Source organism: Sphingomonas ginsenosidivorax (assembly GCF_007995065.1).
GTDB classification, from domain to species: Bacteria; Pseudomonadota; Alphaproteobacteria; order Sphingomonadales; family Sphingomonadaceae; genus Sphingomonas; species Sphingomonas ginsenosidivorax.
In genome coordinates this window covers 1,742,357-1,761,679 of sequence record NZ_VOQR01000001.1, presented here as the reverse complement: position 1 = coordinate 1,761,679, position 19,323 = coordinate 1,742,357, and the positions used below count along the sequence as shown (strand labels likewise).

18 protein-coding genes are annotated in these 19,323 nt (G+C 69.7%); 12 read left to right on the top strand and 6 right to left on the bottom strand.

From position 1 onward, the window contains the following. Positions 1–70 precede the first annotated feature (70 nt). Entirely contained in the window at positions 71–1,288 is a 1,218-nt protein-coding gene (locus FSB78_RS08015; RefSeq protein WP_147081637.1) for an ATP-binding protein, read from the bottom strand. A gap of 130 nt (positions 1,289–1,418) precedes the next feature. Between FSB78_RS08015 and FSB78_RS08010 the strand changes: the two genes are divergently transcribed. The 4 genes from FSB78_RS08010 (at position 1,419) to FSB78_RS07995 (ending at position 4,102) form a co-directional block, all read left to right on the top strand. Continuing rightward, positions 1,419–1,853 carry a hypothetical protein gene (locus FSB78_RS08010; protein WP_147081635.1) on the top strand — a complete coding sequence of 145 codons (435 nt, stop codon included), beginning with the start codon at positions 1,419–1,421 and terminating at the stop codon, positions 1,851–1,853. A 124-nt stretch (positions 1,854–1,977) separates the two neighbouring features. Next, positions 1,978–2,247: an HPr-rel-A system PqqD family peptide chaperone gene (locus FSB78_RS08005; protein WP_242008124.1), complete on the top strand. Its 270-nt coding sequence runs from the start codon at positions 1,978–1,980 to the stop codon at positions 2,245–2,247. Then, positions 2,244–3,098, top strand: coding sequence for an HprK-related kinase A (locus FSB78_RS08000; RefSeq protein WP_147081631.1), 855 nt, complete (start codon positions 2,244–2,246; stop codon positions 3,096–3,098). Before FSB78_RS08005 ends, FSB78_RS08000 begins: the two co-directional genes overlap by 4 nt. Then, positions 3,095–4,102, top strand: a complete 1,008-nt coding sequence (locus tag FSB78_RS07995) for a nucleotidyltransferase domain-containing protein (RefSeq protein WP_147081629.1) — start codon at positions 3,095–3,097, stop codon at positions 4,100–4,102. Before FSB78_RS08000 ends, FSB78_RS07995 begins: the two co-directional genes overlap by 4 nt. Positions 4,103–4,176: 74 nt before the next feature. Here the strand turns inward: FSB78_RS07995 and FSB78_RS07990 are convergent, their stop codons facing one another. Next, positions 4,177–4,551, bottom strand: a complete 375-nt coding sequence (locus FSB78_RS07990; protein ID WP_147081627.1) for a hypothetical protein — start codon at positions 4,549–4,551, stop codon at positions 4,177–4,179. Continuing rightward, positions 4,548–5,222, bottom strand: coding sequence for an HAD-IA family hydrolase (locus FSB78_RS07985; protein WP_147081625.1), 675 nt, complete (start codon positions 5,220–5,222; stop codon positions 4,548–4,550). The genes FSB78_RS07990 and FSB78_RS07985 overlap by 4 nt, the downstream gene beginning before the upstream one ends. Positions 5,223–5,283: 61 nt before the next feature. Here FSB78_RS07985 and glmU point away from each other — a divergent pair, with 61 nt between their 5' ends. Continuing rightward, positions 5,284–6,663, top strand: a complete 1,380-nt coding sequence (gene glmU, locus FSB78_RS07980) for a bifunctional UDP-N-acetylglucosamine diphosphorylase/glucosamine-1-phosphate N-acetyltransferase GlmU (RefSeq protein WP_147081623.1) — start codon at positions 5,284–5,286, stop codon at positions 6,661–6,663. 26 nt (positions 6,664–6,689) lie between these two features. Then, entirely contained in the window at positions 6,690–8,513 is a 1,824-nt protein-coding gene (gene glmS / locus FSB78_RS07975; RefSeq protein WP_147081621.1) for a glutamine--fructose-6-phosphate transaminase (isomerizing), read from the top strand. A gap of 95 nt (positions 8,514–8,608) precedes the next feature. On the opposite strand, the gene FSB78_RS07970 is transcribed toward glmS, so the two are convergent. Continuing rightward, positions 8,609–9,211: a Dps family protein gene (locus FSB78_RS07970; protein WP_147081619.1), complete on the bottom strand. Its 603-nt coding sequence runs from the start codon at positions 9,209–9,211 to the stop codon at positions 8,609–8,611. A 152-nt stretch (positions 9,212–9,363) separates the two neighbouring features. Here FSB78_RS07970 and FSB78_RS07965 point away from each other — a divergent pair, with 152 nt between their 5' ends. The 6 genes from FSB78_RS07965 to FSB78_RS07940 all read left to right on the top strand — a co-directional run bounded on the left by FSB78_RS07965 (position 9,364) and on the right by FSB78_RS07940 (position 16,750). Beyond that, entirely contained in the window at positions 9,364–10,101 is a 738-nt protein-coding gene (locus tag FSB78_RS07965) for a hypothetical protein (RefSeq protein WP_147081617.1), read from the top strand. Continuing rightward, positions 10,098–11,336, top strand: a complete 1,239-nt coding sequence (locus FSB78_RS07960) for a M48 family metallopeptidase (protein ID WP_147081614.1) — start codon at positions 10,098–10,100, stop codon at positions 11,334–11,336. Before FSB78_RS07965 ends, FSB78_RS07960 begins: the two co-directional genes overlap by 4 nt. A gap of 8 nt (positions 11,337–11,344) precedes the next feature. Next, positions 11,345–11,923, top strand: a complete 579-nt coding sequence (locus FSB78_RS07955) for a hypothetical protein (protein WP_147081612.1) — start codon at positions 11,345–11,347, stop codon at positions 11,921–11,923. Positions 11,924–11,993: 70 nt separating this feature from the next. Continuing rightward, a complete protein-coding gene (locus tag FSB78_RS07950; protein ID WP_147081610.1) occupies positions 11,994–12,908 on the top strand; it encodes an ROK family protein in 915 nt (304 codons plus the stop codon). Positions 12,909–12,998: 90 nt separating this feature from the next. After that, positions 12,999–14,906 (top strand): putative bifunctional diguanylate cyclase/phosphodiesterase, encoded by a 1,908-nt coding sequence (locus FSB78_RS07945; RefSeq protein WP_147081608.1) that lies wholly within the window; start codon positions 12,999–13,001, stop codon positions 14,904–14,906. Further along, positions 14,906–16,750, top strand: coding sequence for a CHASE4 domain-containing protein (locus FSB78_RS07940; protein ID WP_147081606.1), 1,845 nt, complete (start codon positions 14,906–14,908; stop codon positions 16,748–16,750). The genes FSB78_RS07945 and FSB78_RS07940 overlap by 1 nt, the downstream gene beginning before the upstream one ends. Positions 16,751–16,841: 91 nt before the next feature. Here FSB78_RS07940 and FSB78_RS07935 read toward each other — a convergent pair whose 3' ends face one another. Further along, the gene (locus FSB78_RS07935; RefSeq protein ID WP_147081604.1) at positions 16,842–17,978 is read right to left on the bottom strand and encodes an SET domain-containing protein; all 1,137 of its coding nucleotides are present in this window, start codon (positions 17,976–17,978) and stop codon (positions 16,842–16,844) included. A gap of 219 nt (positions 17,979–18,197) precedes the next feature. Further along, positions 18,198–19,292, bottom strand: coding sequence for a DNA polymerase IV (dinB, locus tag FSB78_RS07930; protein ID WP_147081602.1), 1,095 nt, complete (start codon positions 19,290–19,292; stop codon positions 18,198–18,200). Positions 19,293–19,323: the final 31 nt, after the last annotated feature.

Genomic DNA, 19,323 nt, shown 5'->3' with positions numbered 1-19,323 from the left:
TCGCCGCACTGAAATCCCCGTTCCGGGATCGGCTCTACCGGTCCACGACCGCGTCCGTGTGACAGTAATGTTATCCTTTTGTGACAGCGACTTTGGCGGGGGGCAGAATGACCATGACGGTAGTGCCGACGCCGACCTGGCTGACGATGTCGAGCCGACCGCGATGCCGCTCGACGATGTGTTTCACGATCGCGAGGCCGAGCCCGGTGCCGCCGACCGACCGGCTGCGGCCGGCGTCGGCACGGTAGAAGCGCTCGGTGAGGCGGGGAATGTGAACCGCGGCGATGCCTTCGCCCTCGTCGCGCACCGACAGGCGGACCATGCCCGAATCGTCGCGGCGCAGCGATACCGTCACCGGCGTGCCCGCGCGACCGTATTTCATCGCGTTGCCGATCAGGTTGTGGAGCATCTGCGACAGCTGGACGCGGTCGCCCGAGACTGCGGGGATCGCGGTATCGACCTCGCCGACCAGATCGCGACCGCGCGCGCCGGCACCGTCGGCGAGTTCGCTGCGGACCTCGGCGACCAGCGCCACCAGGTCGACCGGATGGTCGGGCAAGCGGTATTTCTCCGCCTCGATCCGGCTGAGCGAGATCAGGTCCTCGATCAGCCGCAGCATCCGCTGCGCCTCGTCGTCCATCACCTTGAGGAAGCGCGTGCGGACCATCGCATCCTCGCCCGCCTCGTCGCTGAGCGTCTCAATGAAGCCGAGGATCGACGCGAGCGGCGTGCGCAGCTCGTGGCTGGCGTTCGCGACGAAATCGACGCGCATCCGCTCGGCGGCATAGTTGCCGGTCTGGTCGATCAGGTGGACGATGCGCTGGCCGTCCGACGCCTCGCCGACGCGCATTTCCCAGCGCTGGTCGCGGGTGCCGAGTCCGACGAGCTCGATCGGTCGTTCGATCCCGAGCGGTTCCGCCTCGGACAGCCGCTCGGCGGCGGCGGGATGGCGAATCGCGACGCGGGCGTCGTCGCCGACGATGTGCTGGCCGAGCAGCGCGCGCGCCGCGGTGTTGGCGATCGAGACGCGGCCGTCGCGGATCAGCAGCACCGGCTCGATGATCGCGTCGAGCACCTCGTCGAGGATCGACGGCGGTGGCGGGGCTGGCACCGCCGCGATCTCGGACGCATCGTCGCCGGTCCCGGCCGCGACCAGCGCCGCGGCGATCCCGCCGACCAAGGTCACGATCGCGCCCTGCACGCCCGACGTGATCGCGAACACCGCGATCGCCGCGACGACGACGACGACGATCGCCCAGAAGGTGCGCAGGCCAAATCCGGAAAGCATGCCGTCCCCTACGATACCCGGTATACGCAGCGCCAGCCCGTCCCGGTTCGGCACGGCGGTGGCGCCCGCCACGGGCCTGCCTTGTCATAGCTTCAGGATTATGAAAGGGCTGGCGTGTAGCAGGGGCATCATGAGCGACGAAATTCGATCCGAACCGGGCCCGGACGATGGCGCCACCACTGCTCCGGATGCGGGGGGCGCGCCGACGCGTCGCGCGCTGATGCTGGGGGCGGTCACGGCCAGCGCGGTCGTCTCGATCCGCCCCGCGCTCGCGCAGACCGCGGGATCGGTGCTGAACTGCGAGATCCCGGTCCCCGACCCGGGTCGTGCGGGATCCTTCATCGATCCGCAGGGACGGGTCGTCGCCTCGGGGACGCGGGGTGCGTTCCGGCCCGCGAGCCGCCCGTTCAAGGGATATGAGGTCAGGCAGGCGATGGCATCGGGCAGCACGTTGCCCGGTACCGAATCCGACCGCAGCCGCGCGTACGTGAACTATATCCGCCGGCTGCAGCGCGGCCAGGGCGGCTTCACCTGCTTCGCCTCGCTGCAGATGCCGCGCGGCTGAGGGCCGTCCCGTCCGTCGTCACTCCGGACTTGTTCCGGGGTCCACCGTGCCGCAAACCAAACAGTCCATTGGTACGCGGACCGGTAAATGCCGGAACACGTCCGGCATGACGGGGAGGACTGCAGTGACCATCTACCGCGCCCCTCCCGCCGACGCGCTGCTCGTGGCGCCGCTCGATGAATTCACGGCGGTGTTCCACCACGCGTCGGGGATCACGCATCTTTTGACCGAACCCGCGCCGCAGATCCTGCACGCGCTGGGTGAGGAGGGGATGACGCTCGACGCGCTGCTCGCGACGCTCTCGGTCGAATACGACCTCGCCGACGGGGATCGCGAGGCGCTGGCGGCGCGGCTCGACGAGCTCGTCGTCTCGGGACTCGTCGCCGCGGCATGAGGCACGCGGTCGCGATCCGCATCGGTCCGATCGGGTTCCGCGTCGGATCCGACTGGCGCGCGCCGGTCGCCGCGCTGGAGACGCTGTACCGCGACTATCCCAGGCCCGACGTTCCCGACTTCACCGTCCGGCTGTTCGCGCGGCGGCCGTGGCGTCGGTTTGTCCGGCCGTCGGTCGAGATCGGCGGCGACTATATGCTGCCCGAGGCCGCGCCGTTGCCGCTGTCGCAGGGGCTGCTCGCGGCCGAGATGGCGATGAACCTGCAGATGGCGCTGGGCGGCCGGCGCTATCTGCTGCTGCACGCCTCCGCGGTCGAGCGCGACGGGCGCGCGCTGCTGATGACCGGCATATCGGGCGCGGGCAAGTCGACGCTCGCCAGCCTGCTCGCCGCGCGGGGCTGGCGGTTCATGGGCGACGAGTTCGCGCTGCTCGATCCGGCGACCGGGCTGGTCCACGCCTTTCCGCGGCTGATCAGCCTCAAGAACGAGGGGATCGCGGCGGCGATCGCGGCGCGACCTGATGCGCGGCTCGGGCCGCTGATGCCGGACACGCCCAAGGGCGACATCCGTCACATGGTCCCCGACGCGCGCGCGATCGCGGCGATGGACGTGGCTGCGACGCCGGCGCTGCTGCTGTTCCCGCGCTATGGGTTCGCGGCCGAGGTCCGGCCGGTCCCGCCTGCCGAGGCATTCGTGCGGATGACGCAAGCGTCGACCAACTATGTCGCGCTCGGCGAGGCCGGCTTCGGTGCACTGACGAGGCTGATCGGCGCGGTGCCGTCGCTCGCGGTCGATTATCCCGACGGGGCAAGCGCGGTGGCGCAGGTAGAGGCGTTGTGGGACGCGCTGTGACTGACGCCTGGCCGCTGGCGCGCGCTCTCGCCGATCCCTCGACGACGGCGGCGCTCGATGCGGACGGCTGGACTGCGTTGCTGACGATGGCGCGGGCCGAACAACTGATCGGCACGCTGGCCGTCCGGTTGCAGGGCCTGCCCATGCCGGCCTCGGTCGTGCGTATCCTCGAGGATGTACGCGCGGGCGCCGAACAGGGGCGCCGCGCGGCGTTGTGGGAGGCGGAGATGGCGCGGCGCGCGCTTGCGCCGCTCGGCGGTCCGGTCGTTCTGCTGAAGGGAACGGCGTTCGTGGCGGCAGGGATGCTCGCGGGGCAGGGGCGGTCGATCGGGGACCTCGATATCCTGGTGCCGCGCGGCGATCTCGACGCGGTCGAGGCGGCGTTGCTCGGCGCCGGCTGGGAATGGGTGAAGCCCGATCCCTATGACGACGCCTATTACCGGCGCTGGATGCACGAGTTGCCGCCACTGATCCACCGCGAGCGCGACCGGATGATCGACGTGCACCACACGATCCTGCCGCTCACCGCGCGGCCGACGCCGGATGCAGCGGCGTTGATCGCGGCGCGCGTCGACCTCGGCAACGGGCTGTCGGTGCTGACCCCGAACGACATGATCGTCCATGCCGCCGCGCATCTGTTCGCCGATGGGGATCTCGCGGGCGGCTTGCGCAACCTGTGGGATATCCGCTGCCTGGTCGAGGAGTTCGGGACCGAGGGGCTGGCGGAGCGGGCGGTGCATCACGGATTGTCTGGCGAAGTCGCGCGCGCGCTGCGTCTGAGCGCGTCGGTGTTCGATGGCGTCGCGACGCGGAGCGTGGATCGCCTCTACCTCCGCCGGCTGCTGGCACGCGACGGCTGGGGGCGGCCGACGCGGCCGGTCACGCGGTTCGCCTTCTACGTGCGGTCGCACTGGCTGCGGATGCCACCGGCGATGCTCGCGCGGCATTTGTGGACGAAGTGGCGAAAAAGCTCGTCGCTCAAATCCCTTCCCGTCCGGGCCTGACCCGGGACCCAGGGTTCCGGGCGCCGCGCGTGAAACCCCGGGTCCTGACTTTCGTCAGGATGACGGAGGGGGGATCAGTGGATCGTCTTGCCGACGATCGTGCTGCGTCGACGGATCGTCGCGACCACCAGCAGGATGGCGATGATCGCGATCGTGTCCGCCACCCAGTCGCGGATGTCGCAGTCGCGGTGCAGTGCCGGGATCGACTGCATCACCTCGACCAGCGCGCCGAGGAACGACAGCCGCTCGCCGATCCGCACCAGCCGGATGCGCGGATAGGCCAGCGCCGCCAGCAGCGCCATCGTCGCGAAGGCGAGCATGTGCGCGAACTTGTCGCCGAACTTGTCGATCGGCAGATGCGGCGGCTGCGGCAGCAGCGCCATCGTGACCGCGACCGCAACCGCGAGGAACAGCGCCACGCGGAACAGCCAGATCGTCCGCGGGTTCACGCGGCAAGCCTCGCGAGCGTCGGCAACAATTCGTCGTAACCGTCTATGATCGCATCCGCGCCCAGCTCCGCGACCGGCTGCATGAGGAAGCCGAAGCTGCATGCGATCGCCGGCACGCCGGCGGCATGCGCCGCCTCGATATCGAAGATCGAATCGCCGACGAACGCGGTGCGCCCGCCGCCCGATCGCCGGATCATCTCGTGGATCGGCGCCGGCGAGGGTTTCGCCTTGCCCGGGCCCATCGTGTCGCCGCCGATGACGCAGGCGAAGCGGTCGAGCAGGTCCAGCTCGACGAGCACCTGCGTCGCCAGCGCCTCGAGCTTGTTGGTGACGATCGCGACCTTCGCGCCGCCGGCGACCAGCGCGTCGAGCGCGTCGAGCGTACCGGGATAGGGCCGCGTCAGCACCGCGATGTTCGCCTCGTAATAAGCGAGCAGCCGCGCGTGCAGCAGGTCGAGCGTCGCGGTGTCGCACCCGCCGGTCGCTGCCATGCCCTGCGCCAGCATGTGCCGCGCGCCGCCGCCGATCATCGGCTTGACCTGCTCCACGCTCAGCGTCGGGCGGCCGATCGAATCCAGCGCGTGGTTGACCGCCGCGGCAAGGTCGCCGCTGGTATCGAGCAGGGTGCCGTCGAGGTCGAACCCGACAATATCGAATGAAAAGTGCGTCATCCGGGCCCGCGTGCCAGCCGGGCTATGGAATTGGCAAGGCTTTCGTGGCAGCGCGGTCGGTATGTCAGACGCAGCCCCCCCCGCCGGTCTTGCCGCCGATCTCGCCGTCGTGATCCTCGCCGCCGGCAAGGGGACGCGGATGATATCGGACCTGCACAAGGTGTTGCACCCGATCGCCGGGCGGCCGATGCTGCTGCACCTGGTCGCCAGCGCGGGTGCGCTGTCGCCGGCGCGGACCGTCGTCGTCACCGGGGCGGGGCGCGAGCAGGTCGAGGCGGCGGTGACGCCGCTGGGGATCGCGACCGCGCTGCAGGCGGAGCAGCTCGGTACCGGTCACGCGGTCGCGCAGGCGCGCGTGGCGCTGGCTGGGTTCTCGGGCGACGTACTGATCCTGTACGGCGACGTGCCCTTGGTGTCGGCCGCGACGATGCGGCGGATGGTCGAGCGGCTGCACGGCGACGATGCGCCCGCGACGGTCGTGCTCGGCTTCCGCCCCGCCGATCCGGGTGCCTATGGCCGGGTGATCGCCGATGCGTCGGGACGGATCGCCAAGATGGTCGAATTCAAGGACGCGACGTCCGACGAACGCGCGGAAACGCTGTGTAATTCGGGACTTATGGCGGTGCGTTCGAACGACCTGTTCGGTCTGCTCGACCGCGTCGGCAACGACAATGCGGCGGGCGAATATTATCTGCCCGACATCGTCATGCTGGCGGCGGCGGATGGTCGGGCGTCCGCGGTGATCGAGACCGACGCTGCCGAGGTCGCGGGCGTCAACAGCCGCGGCGAACTCGCCGGGGTCGAGGCCGCGTGGCAGGCCGAGCGGCGCGCGCGTGCGATGGCCGAAGGCGCGACGCTGATCGCGCCCGAGACGGTCTGGTTCGCGCACGACACCGAGATCGGCCGCGACGTCGTGATCGAGCCCAATGTCGTGTTCGGCCCCGGCACCGTGGTCGGCGACCGCGCCACGATCCACGCCTTCAGCCATATCGAGGGCGCGGCGATCGGCGAGCGCGCCGAGGTCGGCCCCTATGCGCGGCTTCGCCCCGGCGCGATGATGGGCGTCGCGTCGAAGGTCGGCAACTTCGTCGAGATGAAGAAGGCGGTGCTCGGCGACGGCGCCAAGGCGAGCCACCTGACCTATCTGGGCGATGCCGAAGTGGGGCCGGGCGCGAACATCGGCGCGGGCACGATCACCTGCAATTACGACGGCTATTTCAAGGCGAAGACCGTGATCGGCGCGGGTGCGTTCATCGGGTCGAATTCGGCGCTGGTGGCGCCCGTCTCGATCGGCGCGGGTGCGATCGTCGCGGCGGGATCCGTCGTGACGCGCGACGTCGCGGCGGACGCGCTCGTCCTGGTCCGGCCTGAACAGACGGAAAAGCCCGGCTGGGCGAAACGCTTCCGCGAGCGCATGGCCGCACGCAAGGCAGCGAAATGACACCCGATCTGCGGAGTAGTATCTAAATGTGCGGAATCGTTGGCATCCTCAGCACGGAAGACGTCGCCGAGCGCTTGCTCGACGGCCTCAAGCGGCTCGAATATCGCGGCTATGATTCGGCGGGCATCGCCACCGATCACGATGGTGGGATCGAGCGGCGGCGCGCGTCGGGAAAGCTCGTCAACCTGGCGACCGAACTCGCCGCGCATCCGCTGCCGGGCGTGACAGGGATCGCGCACACCCGCTGGGCGACGCATGGCGGCCCGACGACCAACAACGCCCACCCGCACGCCACCAACGAGGTCGCGGTGGTCCACAACGGCATCATCGAGAACTTCAAGCCGCTGCGCGAGGAACTCGTCGCGCGCGGCCGTGTGTTCACCAGCGAGACCGATACCGAGGTCGTCGCGCATCTGATCAGTGAGAAGGTCGAGGCGGGCATGGACCCGGTCGCCGCGGTGCGCGACGTGCTACCGCGGCTGCACGGTGCGTTCGCGCTGGCGATCCTGTTCCGCCAGCATCCCGACCTGCTCATCGGCGCCCGGCTGGGCTCGCCGCTGGTCGTCGGCCACGGCGATGGAGAGATGTATCTCGGCTCCGACGCGCTCGCACTCGCGCCGCTGACGCAGCGGATCGCGTATCTCGACGAGGGCGACTGGGTCGTGCTGACGCGCGATGGCGCGCAGGTCTATGACCGCGACAACGCGCCCGTCGAGCGTGCGGTGACGATCTCGGGCGTCACCGGCGAGCTCGTGTCGAAGGGCAACCACCGGCATTACATGCTCAAGGAAATCTACGAGCAGCCGATCGTGGTGGCGCAGACGCTGCGCTCGTACCTGAAGCGGATGGAGGGCGAGGTTTCGCTGCCGATCCCCGAGTTCGACCTGTCGACCATCAGGCGCGTGACGATCGTCGCGTGCGGGACCAGCTTCTATGCGGGGATGGTCGCAAAATACTGGTTCGAGCAGTTCGCGCGCGTGCCCGTCGACCTCGATGTCGCATCGGAGTTCCGCTACCGCGCGCCGGTGATGGAGGCGGGCGGGCTCGCGCTCTTCATCAGCCAGTCGGGCGAGACCGCGGATACGCTCGCGGCGCTGCGCCATGCCAAGGCCGAGGGGCAGAAGATCGCGGTGGTGGTCAACGTGCCGACCAGCTCGATGGCACGCGAGGCGGACCTCTTGCTGCCGACGCATGCGGGCCCCGAGATCGGCGTGGCGTCGACCAAGGCGTTCACCTGCCAGCTCGCGGTGCTCGCAGCGCTCGCGGCGAACCTCGCCAAGGCCAAGGGGCTGCTGAGCGCCGAGCAGGAGCGCGACATCGTGCGGCATCTGGCGGAAGCCCCCGCCGCGCTCAACGGTGCGCTGGCCTATGACGAGGCGATCCAGGCGATGTCGGGTGTCATCGCGAGCGCGCGCGACGTGCTGTATCTGGGGCGCGGGACCGACTATCCGCTGGCGCTGGAAGGCGCGCTGAAATTGAAGGAAATCAGCTACATCCACGCCGAAGGCTATGCGGCGGGCGAGATGAAGCACGGGCCGATCGCGCTGATCGACGAGCATGTCCCGGTCATCGTCATCGCGCCGTCGGGACCGCTGTTCGACAAGACCGTCAGCAACATGCAGGAAGTCCAGGCGCGCGGCGGCAAGGTCGTGCTGATCAGCGACTATGACGGCATCCAGGCGGCGGGCGAGGGGTGCATCGCGACGATCACCATGCCCAAGGTGCATCCGCTGATCGCGCCGCTGGTTTATGCCGTGCCGGTGCAGTTGCTGGCGTACCACGTCGCGGTGGCGAAGGGGACGGACGTCGACCAGCCGCGCAATCTCGCGAAGAGCGTGACGGTCGAATAACTTCTTCGCGTGTTCTCCCGCGAACGCGGGAGCCCAGGGTAGCGAGCGATCACGCCCGAAGGCCTGGGCCCCCGCTTTCGCGGGGGAACAGTGTCTTACTTGTCGCCGCGCAGCAGTTCGGTCGCGGCGAGGTGTTCCGCCAGGAACCAGACCTGCGGCTCGCCGGTGCGGATGATGTTGCTCACCAGCAGGTCGTTGGTGCCGTCGTCACCCGATTCGTCGGCCTGCTCGGCACCCTCGTGCGCCTGGCGCAGGATGATCTCGTGCGCTTCGAGGAGGCGCGCGATCTGCGTCGGCACGTCCTCGCGCCCCTTGGGCGGGCGGGGGATGCGGGTCATCTCGGCGACGTCGGGCGCCATCGCGATGCTGATGCCGCCCAGCGCCATGATCCGCTCGGCGATCATGTCGACCAGCTCGGCCTGCGCCTCGTAGTGCGTGTCGAGCAGCAGGTGCAGCTGGTAGAAGGTCGCACCCGACATCTGCCAGTGATGCTTCTTGTACATGTCGCGCAGCGTCATCGTGTCGGCGAGGACCTGGTTCAGGATCGCGACGCTCTGGGCGCGCGCATTGTCCTCCAGCGCGATCGGCAGGCTCTTGAGCGAGCCATAGGGCTGGATCTCGCGATACTCGACCTTGTACTGCGGCTGCGCTTCGGCATCGGCGGGCGTCTTGGCGACTTTGAGTGGCTTCTTTGCCATCGGAGATCCTGTCTGCTGGAGTTGTTACGGGACCGGCCTGATGGTCGGTCATGACGGTGTAACCGATCCAGCCGGTTTTCGATCCGGTTTCGCTATGCGCATGTCGGTCGGAGGCGCAGTTTCCCGACCGGGGCATGCACAAGGGGGCCGGGATGACGAAGCGGATGCGCGGCGCGGTCCTGGCTGTGGTCGCGCTGGCGGGCTGCACGCACGCGAAGCAGATCGCCGATATCGGGTTCCGGCCGCCCGAGGGGCCGTATCGGCTGATCGTCATGCGCCCCGACGTCTCGGTCGGGCTGCTGACCGCGGGAGGCGCCGTCGAGCCGCGCGAGGACTGGACGATGGCGGCGCGCGCCAACATCCTGCGCGCGATCGAACGGCAGCAGGCCGGGCGGGGCGGCAGCATCACCGTCGTCGCGACCCGCGAGGTGACCGGATCGACCCCGGCGGCGGTGGCCGATCTCGACCGGCTGCACGACGCGGTCGGCCTCGCCATCCGGACCCACAAATATGGCGGCCCTGCGCTGCCGACCAAGCGCGGGCGGTTCGACTGGACGCTCGGCGACGACGCGGTCCGGTTCGGGCGCGCGACCGGCTATGACTATGCGCTGTTCCTGCATGCCGAAGACAGTTTTGCGAGTTCGGGCCGGGTCGCGGTGCAGGCGCTCGGCATTCTGGGCTGCGCGGTCGGCTTCTGCGTCGTCGCGCATGGCGGGCGGCAGGCGGCGTTCGCCTCGCTCGTCGATCTCAGGACCGGGCAGATCGTCTGGTTCGACGCGCTGGCGTCGGGGGTCGGCGACATCCGCGATCCGGCGGGCGCGGAGCGGATGATCGACCGCCTGCTCGACCGGATGAAGCCGGGCCGACCCGCACCGATCGCACCACGATGACGTCGCGTCGCGCGGTGATCGCCGGCGCGGCGTGCAGCTGCGCCCTCGCCGGCGTCGCGCATGCCGAGCGCATCCACCCGGCTGCGATGCAGGCGCTGGTCGGGCCCGGCTATCGTCCGGTCGACGCGGACGAGCGCGGGATGTGGCAGGACTTTGCCAAGCTAGAAACCGAGATCGCCTCGTCGAACCGGCTGCTCGGATCGCCGGCGATGCAGCGCTACACCGAGGGCGTGATCGCGCGGCTGCTCGGCCCCCGCGCCGACGAAGCCCGGGTGTATCTGCTCCACGACCCCGCGTTCAACGCCGCGATGGCGCCGAACGGGATGATGATCGTCAACACCGGGCTGCTCGCGCGATGTCGCGACGAGGCGCAGTTCGCGACCGTGCTGGGGCATGAATGCGCGCATTATCTGCGGCGGCATTCGCTGCAGCGCTGGCGCGACCGGCGGACCAAGACCGGGATCATGGCGTTCGTTGGGGCGACGACGGGACTGGTGGCGGGGGTCGCGGCGGCAGCGGGTGCCTATCCGCGGACCTGGATCGACGTCGCCAACGCGATCAACGGCGCGCTGGTGCTGTCGATCATGCACTTCACCCGCGCCCAGGAAGCGGAGGCGGATGCGTACGGCGTCCGGCTGATCGAGGAAGCGGGCTATCCGCCGGGTGCTGCCGCGGCGATGTGGCAGCAGGTGATCGAGGAGCGCCGCGCCAGTGCGCGCGCGCGTGGCAAGCGTTACCGCGACGCCGCGCGATCGGCGATGTCGAGCCATCCGCCCAACCAGGAACGGATGCTCGACCTGTCGGCCTCGGCGCGCGAGCTGGAAGCAGCGTCGGTACCGCCGCGTCGCTATGACGGGGGCCGCGACGCGTGGCGCGATGCGGTCGCGCCGCTGCGCGCGGCGCTGCTCGACGAGCAGATCAAGATGAACGATCCCGGCGTCAGCCTGTATCTCGTCCATGCCCTGGCGCGGGACGGATGGGACGGCACGCTGCGCTATTGCGAGGGCGAGGCGTACCGGCTGCGCGACGAGCCGGGTGATGCTGCGCGAGCGGCGGCCGCCTATGCCAGTGCGGTCGCGAGCGACGACGCGCCGCCCGAGGCGTGGCGCGCTCATGGGTATGCGCTGGTCAAGGCGGGTGATGCGGAGGGCGGTCGGACATCGCTCGCTCGCTATCTCGAGCGCAAACCGGGAGCGGCCGACGCGGCGATGATCCGCGGTGCGCTCGCACCATGAGGATCGGCATGCGCGTCACCGCCGTCGTGCTTCTTCTCGTGCCCGGGGCGTGTGCGCCGCGATACACGCTCGTCTCGCCGGGCACCGTCGCGGTTGCGAAGCGGAGCCTGCATGTCCGTCCGGGTATCGCCTGGAACAGGATCCCAAGGGGCAAGCACGATAGTCCCTGGGAGGAACGCTGGACCCAGAACGGCGATACGCTCGACACGATCGCGTTTCTCGGCGGGCTTCCGGATGGCCGGGCGATGGTCAGGCAGCGGCACAGGGCCGACCGGAAGGTCCCGGTGTTCCGCGCGACGATGAGCCCCGAGGACCTCGTCGCGATGATCGAGAGCTATTACCGGATCCGCGCGGGCGCCGTGCTGTTCGAAACGCGCGCGGTCGTGCCGGTGCGGTTTGTCGGCACCGCGGGGCTGCAACTCGATTTCGCCTATGTCGGCGCGGACGAGGTCCGGCGGCGCGGCCGCGCGGTGCTCGCGGTGGTCGACGCGCGATTCTACTGCGCGTCGCTCGACGGCGCGGCGCTCCATTATTTCGACGCGGCATTGCCCGAGTTCGACGCGATCGCCCGCTCCGCGACGCGCTAGGTTGGTTCTCCGTGTTCCGCGCTTGACGGCGACGGATCTCCGACCGAAGCGGGTGCAAAAGGAGATGCGCATGACCGAGGGACCATTGATCGCCGGAATCGAGCTTGGCGGCACGAAATGCATCTGCATCCTTGCGCGTGGTCCCGATGCGATCGAGGAGACGGTGCGGATCCCGACCACGCGGCCCGCCGAGACGCTCGCCGCGATCGAGGCGGTGCTGGATCGCTGGAGCGGGTTCGTCGCGATCGGCATCGCCAGCTTCGGCCCGGTCTCGATCGACCGGCACGCAGCCGATTACGGCCATATCACCTCGACCCCCAAGCCCGGCTGGGCGGGGACCGACATCGCCGGGCGGTTGCAGCGGCGCTACGGCGTGCCGACCGGGTTCCACAGCGACGTCGTCGGCGCCGCACTCGCCGAGGCGCGCTGGGGAGCGGCGAAGGGCCTGGCCGACATCGCCTATGTCACCGTCGGTACCGGGGTCGGCGCAGGCTTGATCGCGGGCGGGCGGCCGGTCGATGGCCTCACCCACAGCGAGCTCGGGCATATCCGTCCGGTGCGTTTTCCCGGCGACGACTGGATCGGCCATTGCCCGTACCATGGCGCGTGCCTCGAAGGGCTGGTCGCGGGCCCGTCGATCGCCGCGCGGATCGGTCATCCTGCGCACGAGGCGCCGGCGGACCATCCGGTCTGGGACGGCGTCGCGCACGCGCTCGGGCAATTGCTCCACACCCTGGTGCTGACCGGCATCCCGCGACGGATCGTGATGGGCGGCGGGGTGATGGATGCGTCGCATCTGTTCCCGCGCGTCCGCGCCGCGATGACGCGCAGCCTCAACGGCTATATCGCGCTGCCCGACGTCGCGCTCGTCGACAGCTATGTCGTGGCGCCGTCGCTCGGCGGCAATGCCGGCCCGCTGGGCGCGGTGGTGCTCGGCGGACAGGCGCTCGCCGACCGCGACGGAACGTCGTTTACGACGCCTTAACCGTACCCGGCTACCTCTTGCTCCCGACAGAACACGCCGGTCTGCGTCCCCGTCAGGGACGCGCGACGGCCGGCCGAGGAGCGGTATTCGATGCGCATTTTGATCGTGGACGACGAGCCGGCGATGCACGACAGCTATCGGCGCAGCTTCGCCGGGCAGCGTTCGGACAGCGGCGATGCGCTGGGGGCGATGGCCGCCGACCTGTTCGGAGACGACGATGGCGACGAGGGGGATGCCCCCGCCGCCGCCCCCGACTTCACGCTGGTCCATATGCTCCAGGGGCTCGACGCGGTCGGGCAGGTCGAAGCGGCGCTCGCGGCGGGCGATCCCTTCTCGGTCGCGTTCATCGACGTGCGCATGCCCCCCGGCATCGACGGTCGCGAGACCGCCAAGCGGATCCGCGCGCTCGACCCCGAAATCAACCTCGTCATCGTCACCGGCTTCTCCGATTTCTCGCCGATCGAGATCAGCAAGGTTGCCGGCCCGCCGGACAAGATTTTCTACATCGCCAAGCCGTTCGAGGTCGCCGAGATCGTCCAGACCGCGACCGCGCTCGCGAGCCGCTGGGCGGTGGACCGCGAGCTCGCGCGCGCACGCACCGCGCTCGCCGAGCAGATCGTGCAGCTCGAGGAACAGGGCGCCGAGCTCGCCGCCAACGAAAGCCGCGCGATCCACATCGCGACGCATGACTCGCTGACCGACGCGCCAAACCGGCTCGCCTTCGTCCGGGCATTGGCCGAGCGCACCCGGAGCGAGGAGATGTTCGCGACCGCGATGATCGACCTCGACCGCTTCAAGCTGGTCAACGACACGCTGGGGCATCTGGCCGGCGATGCGCTGATCCGCGAGATCTGCGGGATCCTCGGCCGAGCCGCGCCCGAGGGAGCGATGGTCGCGCGGCTCGGCGGCGACGAGTTCGGCATCCTGTTCGCGACGCCCGGCGAGGATGCCGCGGTGATGGCCTGCGACCGCGTGATCGCGGCCTGCTCGGTCAGCCTTCAAGTGTTCGGCAATTCGGTACAGGCGGGCGCGTCGGCGGGCGTCGTCGTCACGCAGGGCGGGCAGGGCGGCGATCCCAACGATGTCATGCGCCGCGCCGACCTGGCGCTCAACGATGCCAAGCGCGGCGGCCGCGGGATCGTCCGGCTGTTCGACGAGGGGATGGACGAGGGCATCCGCTTCCGCCGCCGCGTCGAGAGCGGGCTGTCGCAGGCGATCGACAAGGGCGAACTGAGCCTGGTGTTCCAGCCGATCGTGTCGGGCGCGGCGATCGAAGTCGTGGGCTTCGAGGCGCTGGTGCGGTGGAATACGCGCGAATACGGCCCGATCAGCCCGGCCACCTTCATCCCGATCGCCGAGGAGTCGAACCTCATCCACGAACTCGGCGACTGGGTGCTGACGCAGGCGCTCGACGTCATGAAGCAGTGGCCGGGGCAATATGTCTCGGTCAACTTCTCGCCGCGCCAGTTCCGCCGGCACAATTTCGTCGGCCACATCATGGAGAGCGTCCTGCGCGCAGGGATCGAGCCGGCGCGGCTGCAGATCGAGATCACCGAGACCGCGATCTTCGACGATGCCGAGCGCGCCGCCGACACGCTGTACAAGCTGCGCCAGATGGGCTTCCGCATCGCGCTCGACGATTTCGGCACCGGCTATTCGAGCCTCTACAACATCCGCAAGTTCGCGCTCGACTGCCTCAAGATCGACAAGTCGTTCATCGACGGCATGGGCCGCGAGCGCGAGAGCGCGGCGATCGTCCATTCGATCATCCATCTCGGCCGCGCGCTGGGGCTCGGCATCATCGCCGAAGGCGTCGAGACCGAGGTCCAGGTCCAGGCGCTGCGGCTCGCGGGCGCCAGCCATCTCCAGGGCTATTTCTTCTCGCGCCCCGTCACCGCCGACCTCGCGGCCGAGATGGCGGCGACGCGGTTCATCGGCGGGGAGGACGACACCGATGGCGACCTGCTCAGCAGCATGAGGACCGGGACTCAGGGCTGATGCGCAGCGTGACGCGCCTGCCGAGTCCGGCGTCGCTCGGCGCCAAGCTGGTGATGATCATGACCGCGGTCGGCATCATCGGCGCGATCGGCATCTCGCTGCTGCTCGCGAGCATCATCACGCCGAGCTTCGAGCAACTCGAGACCAGGGCGATCGCCGGGCATGTCGAGCGCACCCGCGCCGCGCTCGCCGAGTTCCAGGCCAAGGTCGAGAGCGCGGTCCGCGATTACGGCGACTGGACGGCGTCGTACGACTACATGGCGAACCCCAGCGCGACGTTCGAGCGCGAGAGCTTCTCGCCGCTCGCGATGAGCAATATTGGCGTCCACGGCATGGCCTATGTCGCGCCCGATCGCCGCATCGTCATCGCGCGCTGGCGTGATCCGGCGTCCGGGGCGGAGCGGCCTGCGATGCGCGCGGCGCTGCTGGCGATGATCGCGCGGACCGACCTGCCGCGCGTGCTTGGGGCCCGGAACTCGGGCGGCTTCTATGCGCGCGTCGGCACCAGCGTCGCGGCGATCGGCGTCGCGCAGGTCCGGCGGTCGGACGGCAGCGGCACGCCGCGCGGCTATGTGCTGATGGCGCGCGTGATCAGCTCGAAACAGATTGCCGACCTGTTGCAGCTGGGCGCGCGGATCGACCTGACCGCGACGGGCGACGACGAGGTCGTGACCCCCGACAGCCGGACGCTGTCGATCGCGGTGCCGATGATCGGCGCGGACGGCCATGCGGTTGCGGCGACGCGGTTCAGCGTCCCGCGCGACGTGTCGCGGCTCGGGCGCCGGATGCTGATGCTCGCGGTCGCGGGATCGACGATATTGCTGCTGCTGGTGCTGATCGTGCTGCGGCGGCTGATCGAGCAGCTCGTCCTGCGCCCGCTGCACCGGGTCGAAAGCCACATGCAGCGCGTCAGCGCGTCGGGATCGCTCGGGCTGCTGGAGGAAGAGAAGCGCGGCGACGAGATCGGCTCGCTGGGCCGGAGCTTCAACACGATGCTGCGCCAGCTGAAGGATTTGCGCGAACAGATCGAGGTCCAGTCGTTCGACCTGGGGCGCAGCGAGAGCGCGGTCGCGGTGATGCACAACGTCCGCAACGCGCTGAACCCGATCAGCACGATCCTGAGCCAGGGGATCGCGCAGCCCCCGCCGATCGACCGCGCGACGATCGACCGCGCCGTCGCCGAACTCGCGCAGGACGACATGCCGCCGGCGCGCCGCCGGAAGCTGTCCGCGTTCGTCGCCGCCGCGGTGCAGGCGCAGGACGACGATCGCCAGGCGACGCGCCGCGAACTGGGCGTCGGGCGCGAGGCGCTCGCGCACGTCCTCGACATCATCGGGCAGCAGCAGAAGGCAGCGCACGAACGCCCGACGCTGGAGGTCTGCGACATCACCGATATCATCGCACGCAACGCGACGATCGCGCGCTATTCGCAGGGCGTCTCGATCGCGTTCAGCTTCCCCGGCGACACGCACCGCGTGATGGCCAACCGTGTGATCCTGAGCCAGGTGATCGGCAATCTGTTCGGCAACGCCGCCGAATCGATCGTCGCGCGCGGTGCGGGCAGCGGGATGATTGCCGCCGCAGTCCGCGAGGAGGGCGGCCGCGTCGTCATCGAGATCCGCGACGACGGCGAGGGGTTCACCCCCGAGGTCGCCGCCACGCTGTTCCAGCGCGGCTTCTCGACCCGCGCGCACAAGTCGGGCGGGCTGGGGCTGCACTGGTGCGCCAATTCGATGAACGCGATGGAGGGGACGCTCCGGCTCGAGAGCGAGGGCAAGGGGATGGGCGCGGTGGCGATCCTGACGCTGCGCGGGGTGGATGAGGCGGTCGCGGAGGCGGCGTGAGGCCACACCGTTCTCCCGCGAAGGCGGGAGCCCAGGGTTATTGATGGCAACGCTAGCGACTTCTTGGGCCCCCGCGTTCGCGGGGGAACGGTCATGCGGCGCGCACGGCTTCCATCGGGATTTCGCGCAGGAACGGCGCGACCAGACCACGCTCGAGGAACCAGCGCTGCCGCTCGTCCGGCAACGTCGCGAACCCGCCGATCCGCCCGCGACAATCCGCGCTGCCGCAGGCGCACGGCATCGCCCAGGCATCGGGGCCGAGCGTCGTCGAATAATCCCAGGCGATCTCCTCGCCGGCCGGAATGTCGCGTAGCGCGACCAGCAACACGCCGTCCTCGCCGAACCGCAGCCCGGTGTTCGGCGCGCAGCTATGGTTGATCAGGTCGTCGATCCGTCCCGACGGCCCCATGAACCGGTCCGCGGTGACCTGGACGTAGCGGTCGTCGGCGCCCTGCATCGGCTGCGGCACGCGCGCGGCGTGCACCATCCGGCCGGAGAAGCGGATCACCGTCTCGCCCTCGGCAAAGCCCGAAGCGGCGTACACCGCCTTGCCCAGATGCGTCTCGCCGACCGCGAACAGGTTCGCCGTCGGCCGGTACGCGTCGAGCACGAAGAAGCGCCCGCGCCGCAGCCCGAGCGAGCGGACCGGGTTGATCGTCGCGAGCCCGACCATGAACCAGACGCTCGCATGGCAGAGCAGTTCGACGAGGACATAACCATATTCGCCGATCCCCGACCCGCCGCTGCGCACCGCGAGCAGCAGGGTCGCGAGATCGCCGAGCGTCCACAGCGCCCAGGCCGGCGAGCGTTCGCGCGCGCGATCCTCCCACACGCTCGCCCAGGTCGGCCAGAAGCTGACCGGTACCGCGGCGACCACCAGCATGTGTGCCCAGAAGGTCTCGTGGAACGCGACCCAGAGCAGGATCGCGGCGAACGCGGCGCTCATGCAGACGGTCTCGCTCGGCGTCGGCGCCCGCCAGCGCGAGCGCTGCCACATCACCACCGTCACGACCGCGCAGGCGATCGCGGACAGCGCGAAGATATAGCTTTGCGGCGAGTGCGGATTGACCGCGGCATAGGTCGCCGCCTCGATCCCCGTCGCCGCGCTCCAGATCAGCCACGACGCGCGATTGGGCTCGACGAGATGACGCTGCAGGCCAGCGAGGTAGATCGCATAGCCCGTGACGCTCAGCGTAATCGCGATGACGAACCACGGTTCGATGCCCATGCCCCCCAGCAGTGTAACCCGGAGCCGATGGTAAACAACGGGTTAACGCGCGTCCATCGAAAGGTCGCAGGGGGGTGCACCGATAACCTCCACCCCGGCGGAGGCCGGGGCCCAATTGGAAAGGTCGATGTAACGGAGGGCCGTCCGCCTTTCCGGACGTGTCCCAATTGGGCCCCGGCCTTCGCCGGGGTGGAGGGGCGATAACCGAGCGCCCCTGCTCTACAGCAGCAACCCGGGCTGCTCGTCCTCGTCGTCGCCGACCATCCCCGACAGCGTCAGCCCCAGCAGCCGCACGCCGTCGGGCACCGGGAGCAGCGGTGCCAGCAACTCGATCCCCGCCGCCAGGAATGCCGCCCGGTCGGGCACCGCAGACGTAAAGGACCTGGCACGCGTGATCGTGCGGAAATCGGCATGGCGCAGCTTGAGCGTCACCGTCCGCCCCCGCGCGTCGTGCCGCGCGATCCGTACCCAGGCGGCGTCGGCGACCCGGTCGAGCCCCTCGTGCAAGTCCGCGCGCTCGGTCAGGTTGGTCTCGAACGTCCGCTCCGCGCCGACCGACTTGGCGATCCGGTTCGAGCGGACCGGGCGGTGATCCTCGCCACGCGCGGCGCGGTAGAGATAGTCCGCGTAGCTGCCGAAATGCGCCTGGAGGAAGGCGAGGGGGCGATCGCGCAGGTCCGCGCCCGAGAGGATGCCGAGCCGCTCCATCTTCTGCGCGGTGACCGGCCCGACGCCGTGGAAGCGCTTGACGGGCAGCGACGCGACGAACGCCGCGCCCTTGTGCGGCGGGATCACGCAGATGCCGTCAGGCTTGTTCTGGTCCGACGCGAGCTTCGCGATGAACTTGTTGTAGCTGACGCCTGCCGACGCGGTCAGCCCCGTGGTCTCGCGGACCCGCGCGCGGATTTCCTCGGCGATCGCGCTGGCCGAGCCGAGGCCGCGGATATCCTCGGTGACGTCGAGATACGCCTCGTCGAGCGACAGCGGTTCGACCAGCGCTGCGTAGTCGGCGAAGATCGCGCGGATCTGGTCCGACACCGCCTTGTAGACCTCGAACCGCGGGCGGACGAACACCAGGTCAGGGCAGCGGCGGATCGCGGTGACCGACGGCATCGCGCTGCGCACCCCGAACACCCGCGCCTCATAGCTCGCCGCCGCGACCACCCCGCGCGCGCGCGACCCGCCGACCGCGACCGGGCGTCCCTTCAGCGAGGGATCGTCGCGCTGTTCGACCGAGGCGTAGAAGGCGTCCATGTCGACATGGATGATCTTGCGCTGGACGGGTGGGGAGGTAGGAGGGGCGCGATCGGGCATCGTCCGGCATAGATAGGCGCGCGAGCGCCGC

Excerpts from the sequence above, each read along its gene's own strand:
- FSB78_RS08010 (WP_147081635.1), top strand. The coding sequence starts at position 1,419 with ATGAGCGACGAAATTCGATCCGAACCGGGCCCGGACGATGGCGCCACC.
- FSB78_RS07955 (WP_147081612.1), top strand. The coding sequence starts at position 11,345 with ATGCGCGTCACCGCCGTCGTGCTTCTTCTCGTGCCCGGGGCGTGTGCG.
- glmU (WP_147081623.1), top strand. The coding sequence starts at position 5,284 with ATGTCAGACGCAGCCCCCCCCGCCGGTCTTGCCGCCGATCTCGCCGTC.
- FSB78_RS07935 (WP_147081604.1), bottom strand. The coding sequence starts at position 17,978 with ATGGGCATCGAACCGTGGTTCGTCATCGCGATTACGCTGAGCGTCACG.
- FSB78_RS07950 (WP_147081610.1), top strand. The coding sequence starts at position 11,994 with ATGACCGAGGGACCATTGATCGCCGGAATCGAGCTTGGCGGCACGAAA.
- FSB78_RS07945 (WP_147081608.1), top strand. The coding sequence starts at position 12,999 with ATGCGCATTTTGATCGTGGACGACGAGCCGGCGATGCACGACAGCTAT.
- FSB78_RS07965 (WP_147081617.1), top strand. The coding sequence starts at position 9,364 with ATGACGAAGCGGATGCGCGGCGCGGTCCTGGCTGTGGTCGCGCTGGCG.
- FSB78_RS08000 (WP_147081631.1), top strand. The coding sequence starts at position 2,244 with ATGAGGCACGCGGTCGCGATCCGCATCGGTCCGATCGGGTTCCGCGTC.
- FSB78_RS07940 (WP_147081606.1), top strand. The coding sequence starts at position 14,906 with ATGCGCAGCGTGACGCGCCTGCCGAGTCCGGCGTCGCTCGGCGCCAAG.
- FSB78_RS07960 (WP_147081614.1), top strand. The coding sequence starts at position 10,098 with ATGACGTCGCGTCGCGCGGTGATCGCCGGCGCGGCGTGCAGCTGCGCC.
- glmS (WP_147081621.1), top strand. The coding sequence starts at position 6,690 with ATGTGCGGAATCGTTGGCATCCTCAGCACGGAAGACGTCGCCGAGCGC.
- FSB78_RS08015 (WP_147081637.1), bottom strand. The coding sequence starts at position 1,288 with ATGCTTTCCGGATTTGGCCTGCGCACCTTCTGGGCGATCGTCGTCGTC.
- FSB78_RS07985 (WP_147081625.1), bottom strand. The coding sequence starts at position 5,222 with ATGACGCACTTTTCATTCGATATTGTCGGGTTCGACCTCGACGGCACC.
- FSB78_RS07970 (WP_147081619.1), bottom strand. The coding sequence starts at position 9,211 with ATGGCAAAGAAGCCACTCAAAGTCGCCAAGACGCCCGCCGATGCCGAA.
- dinB (WP_147081602.1), bottom strand. The coding sequence starts at position 19,292 with ATGCCCGATCGCGCCCCTCCTACCTCCCCACCCGTCCAGCGCAAGATC.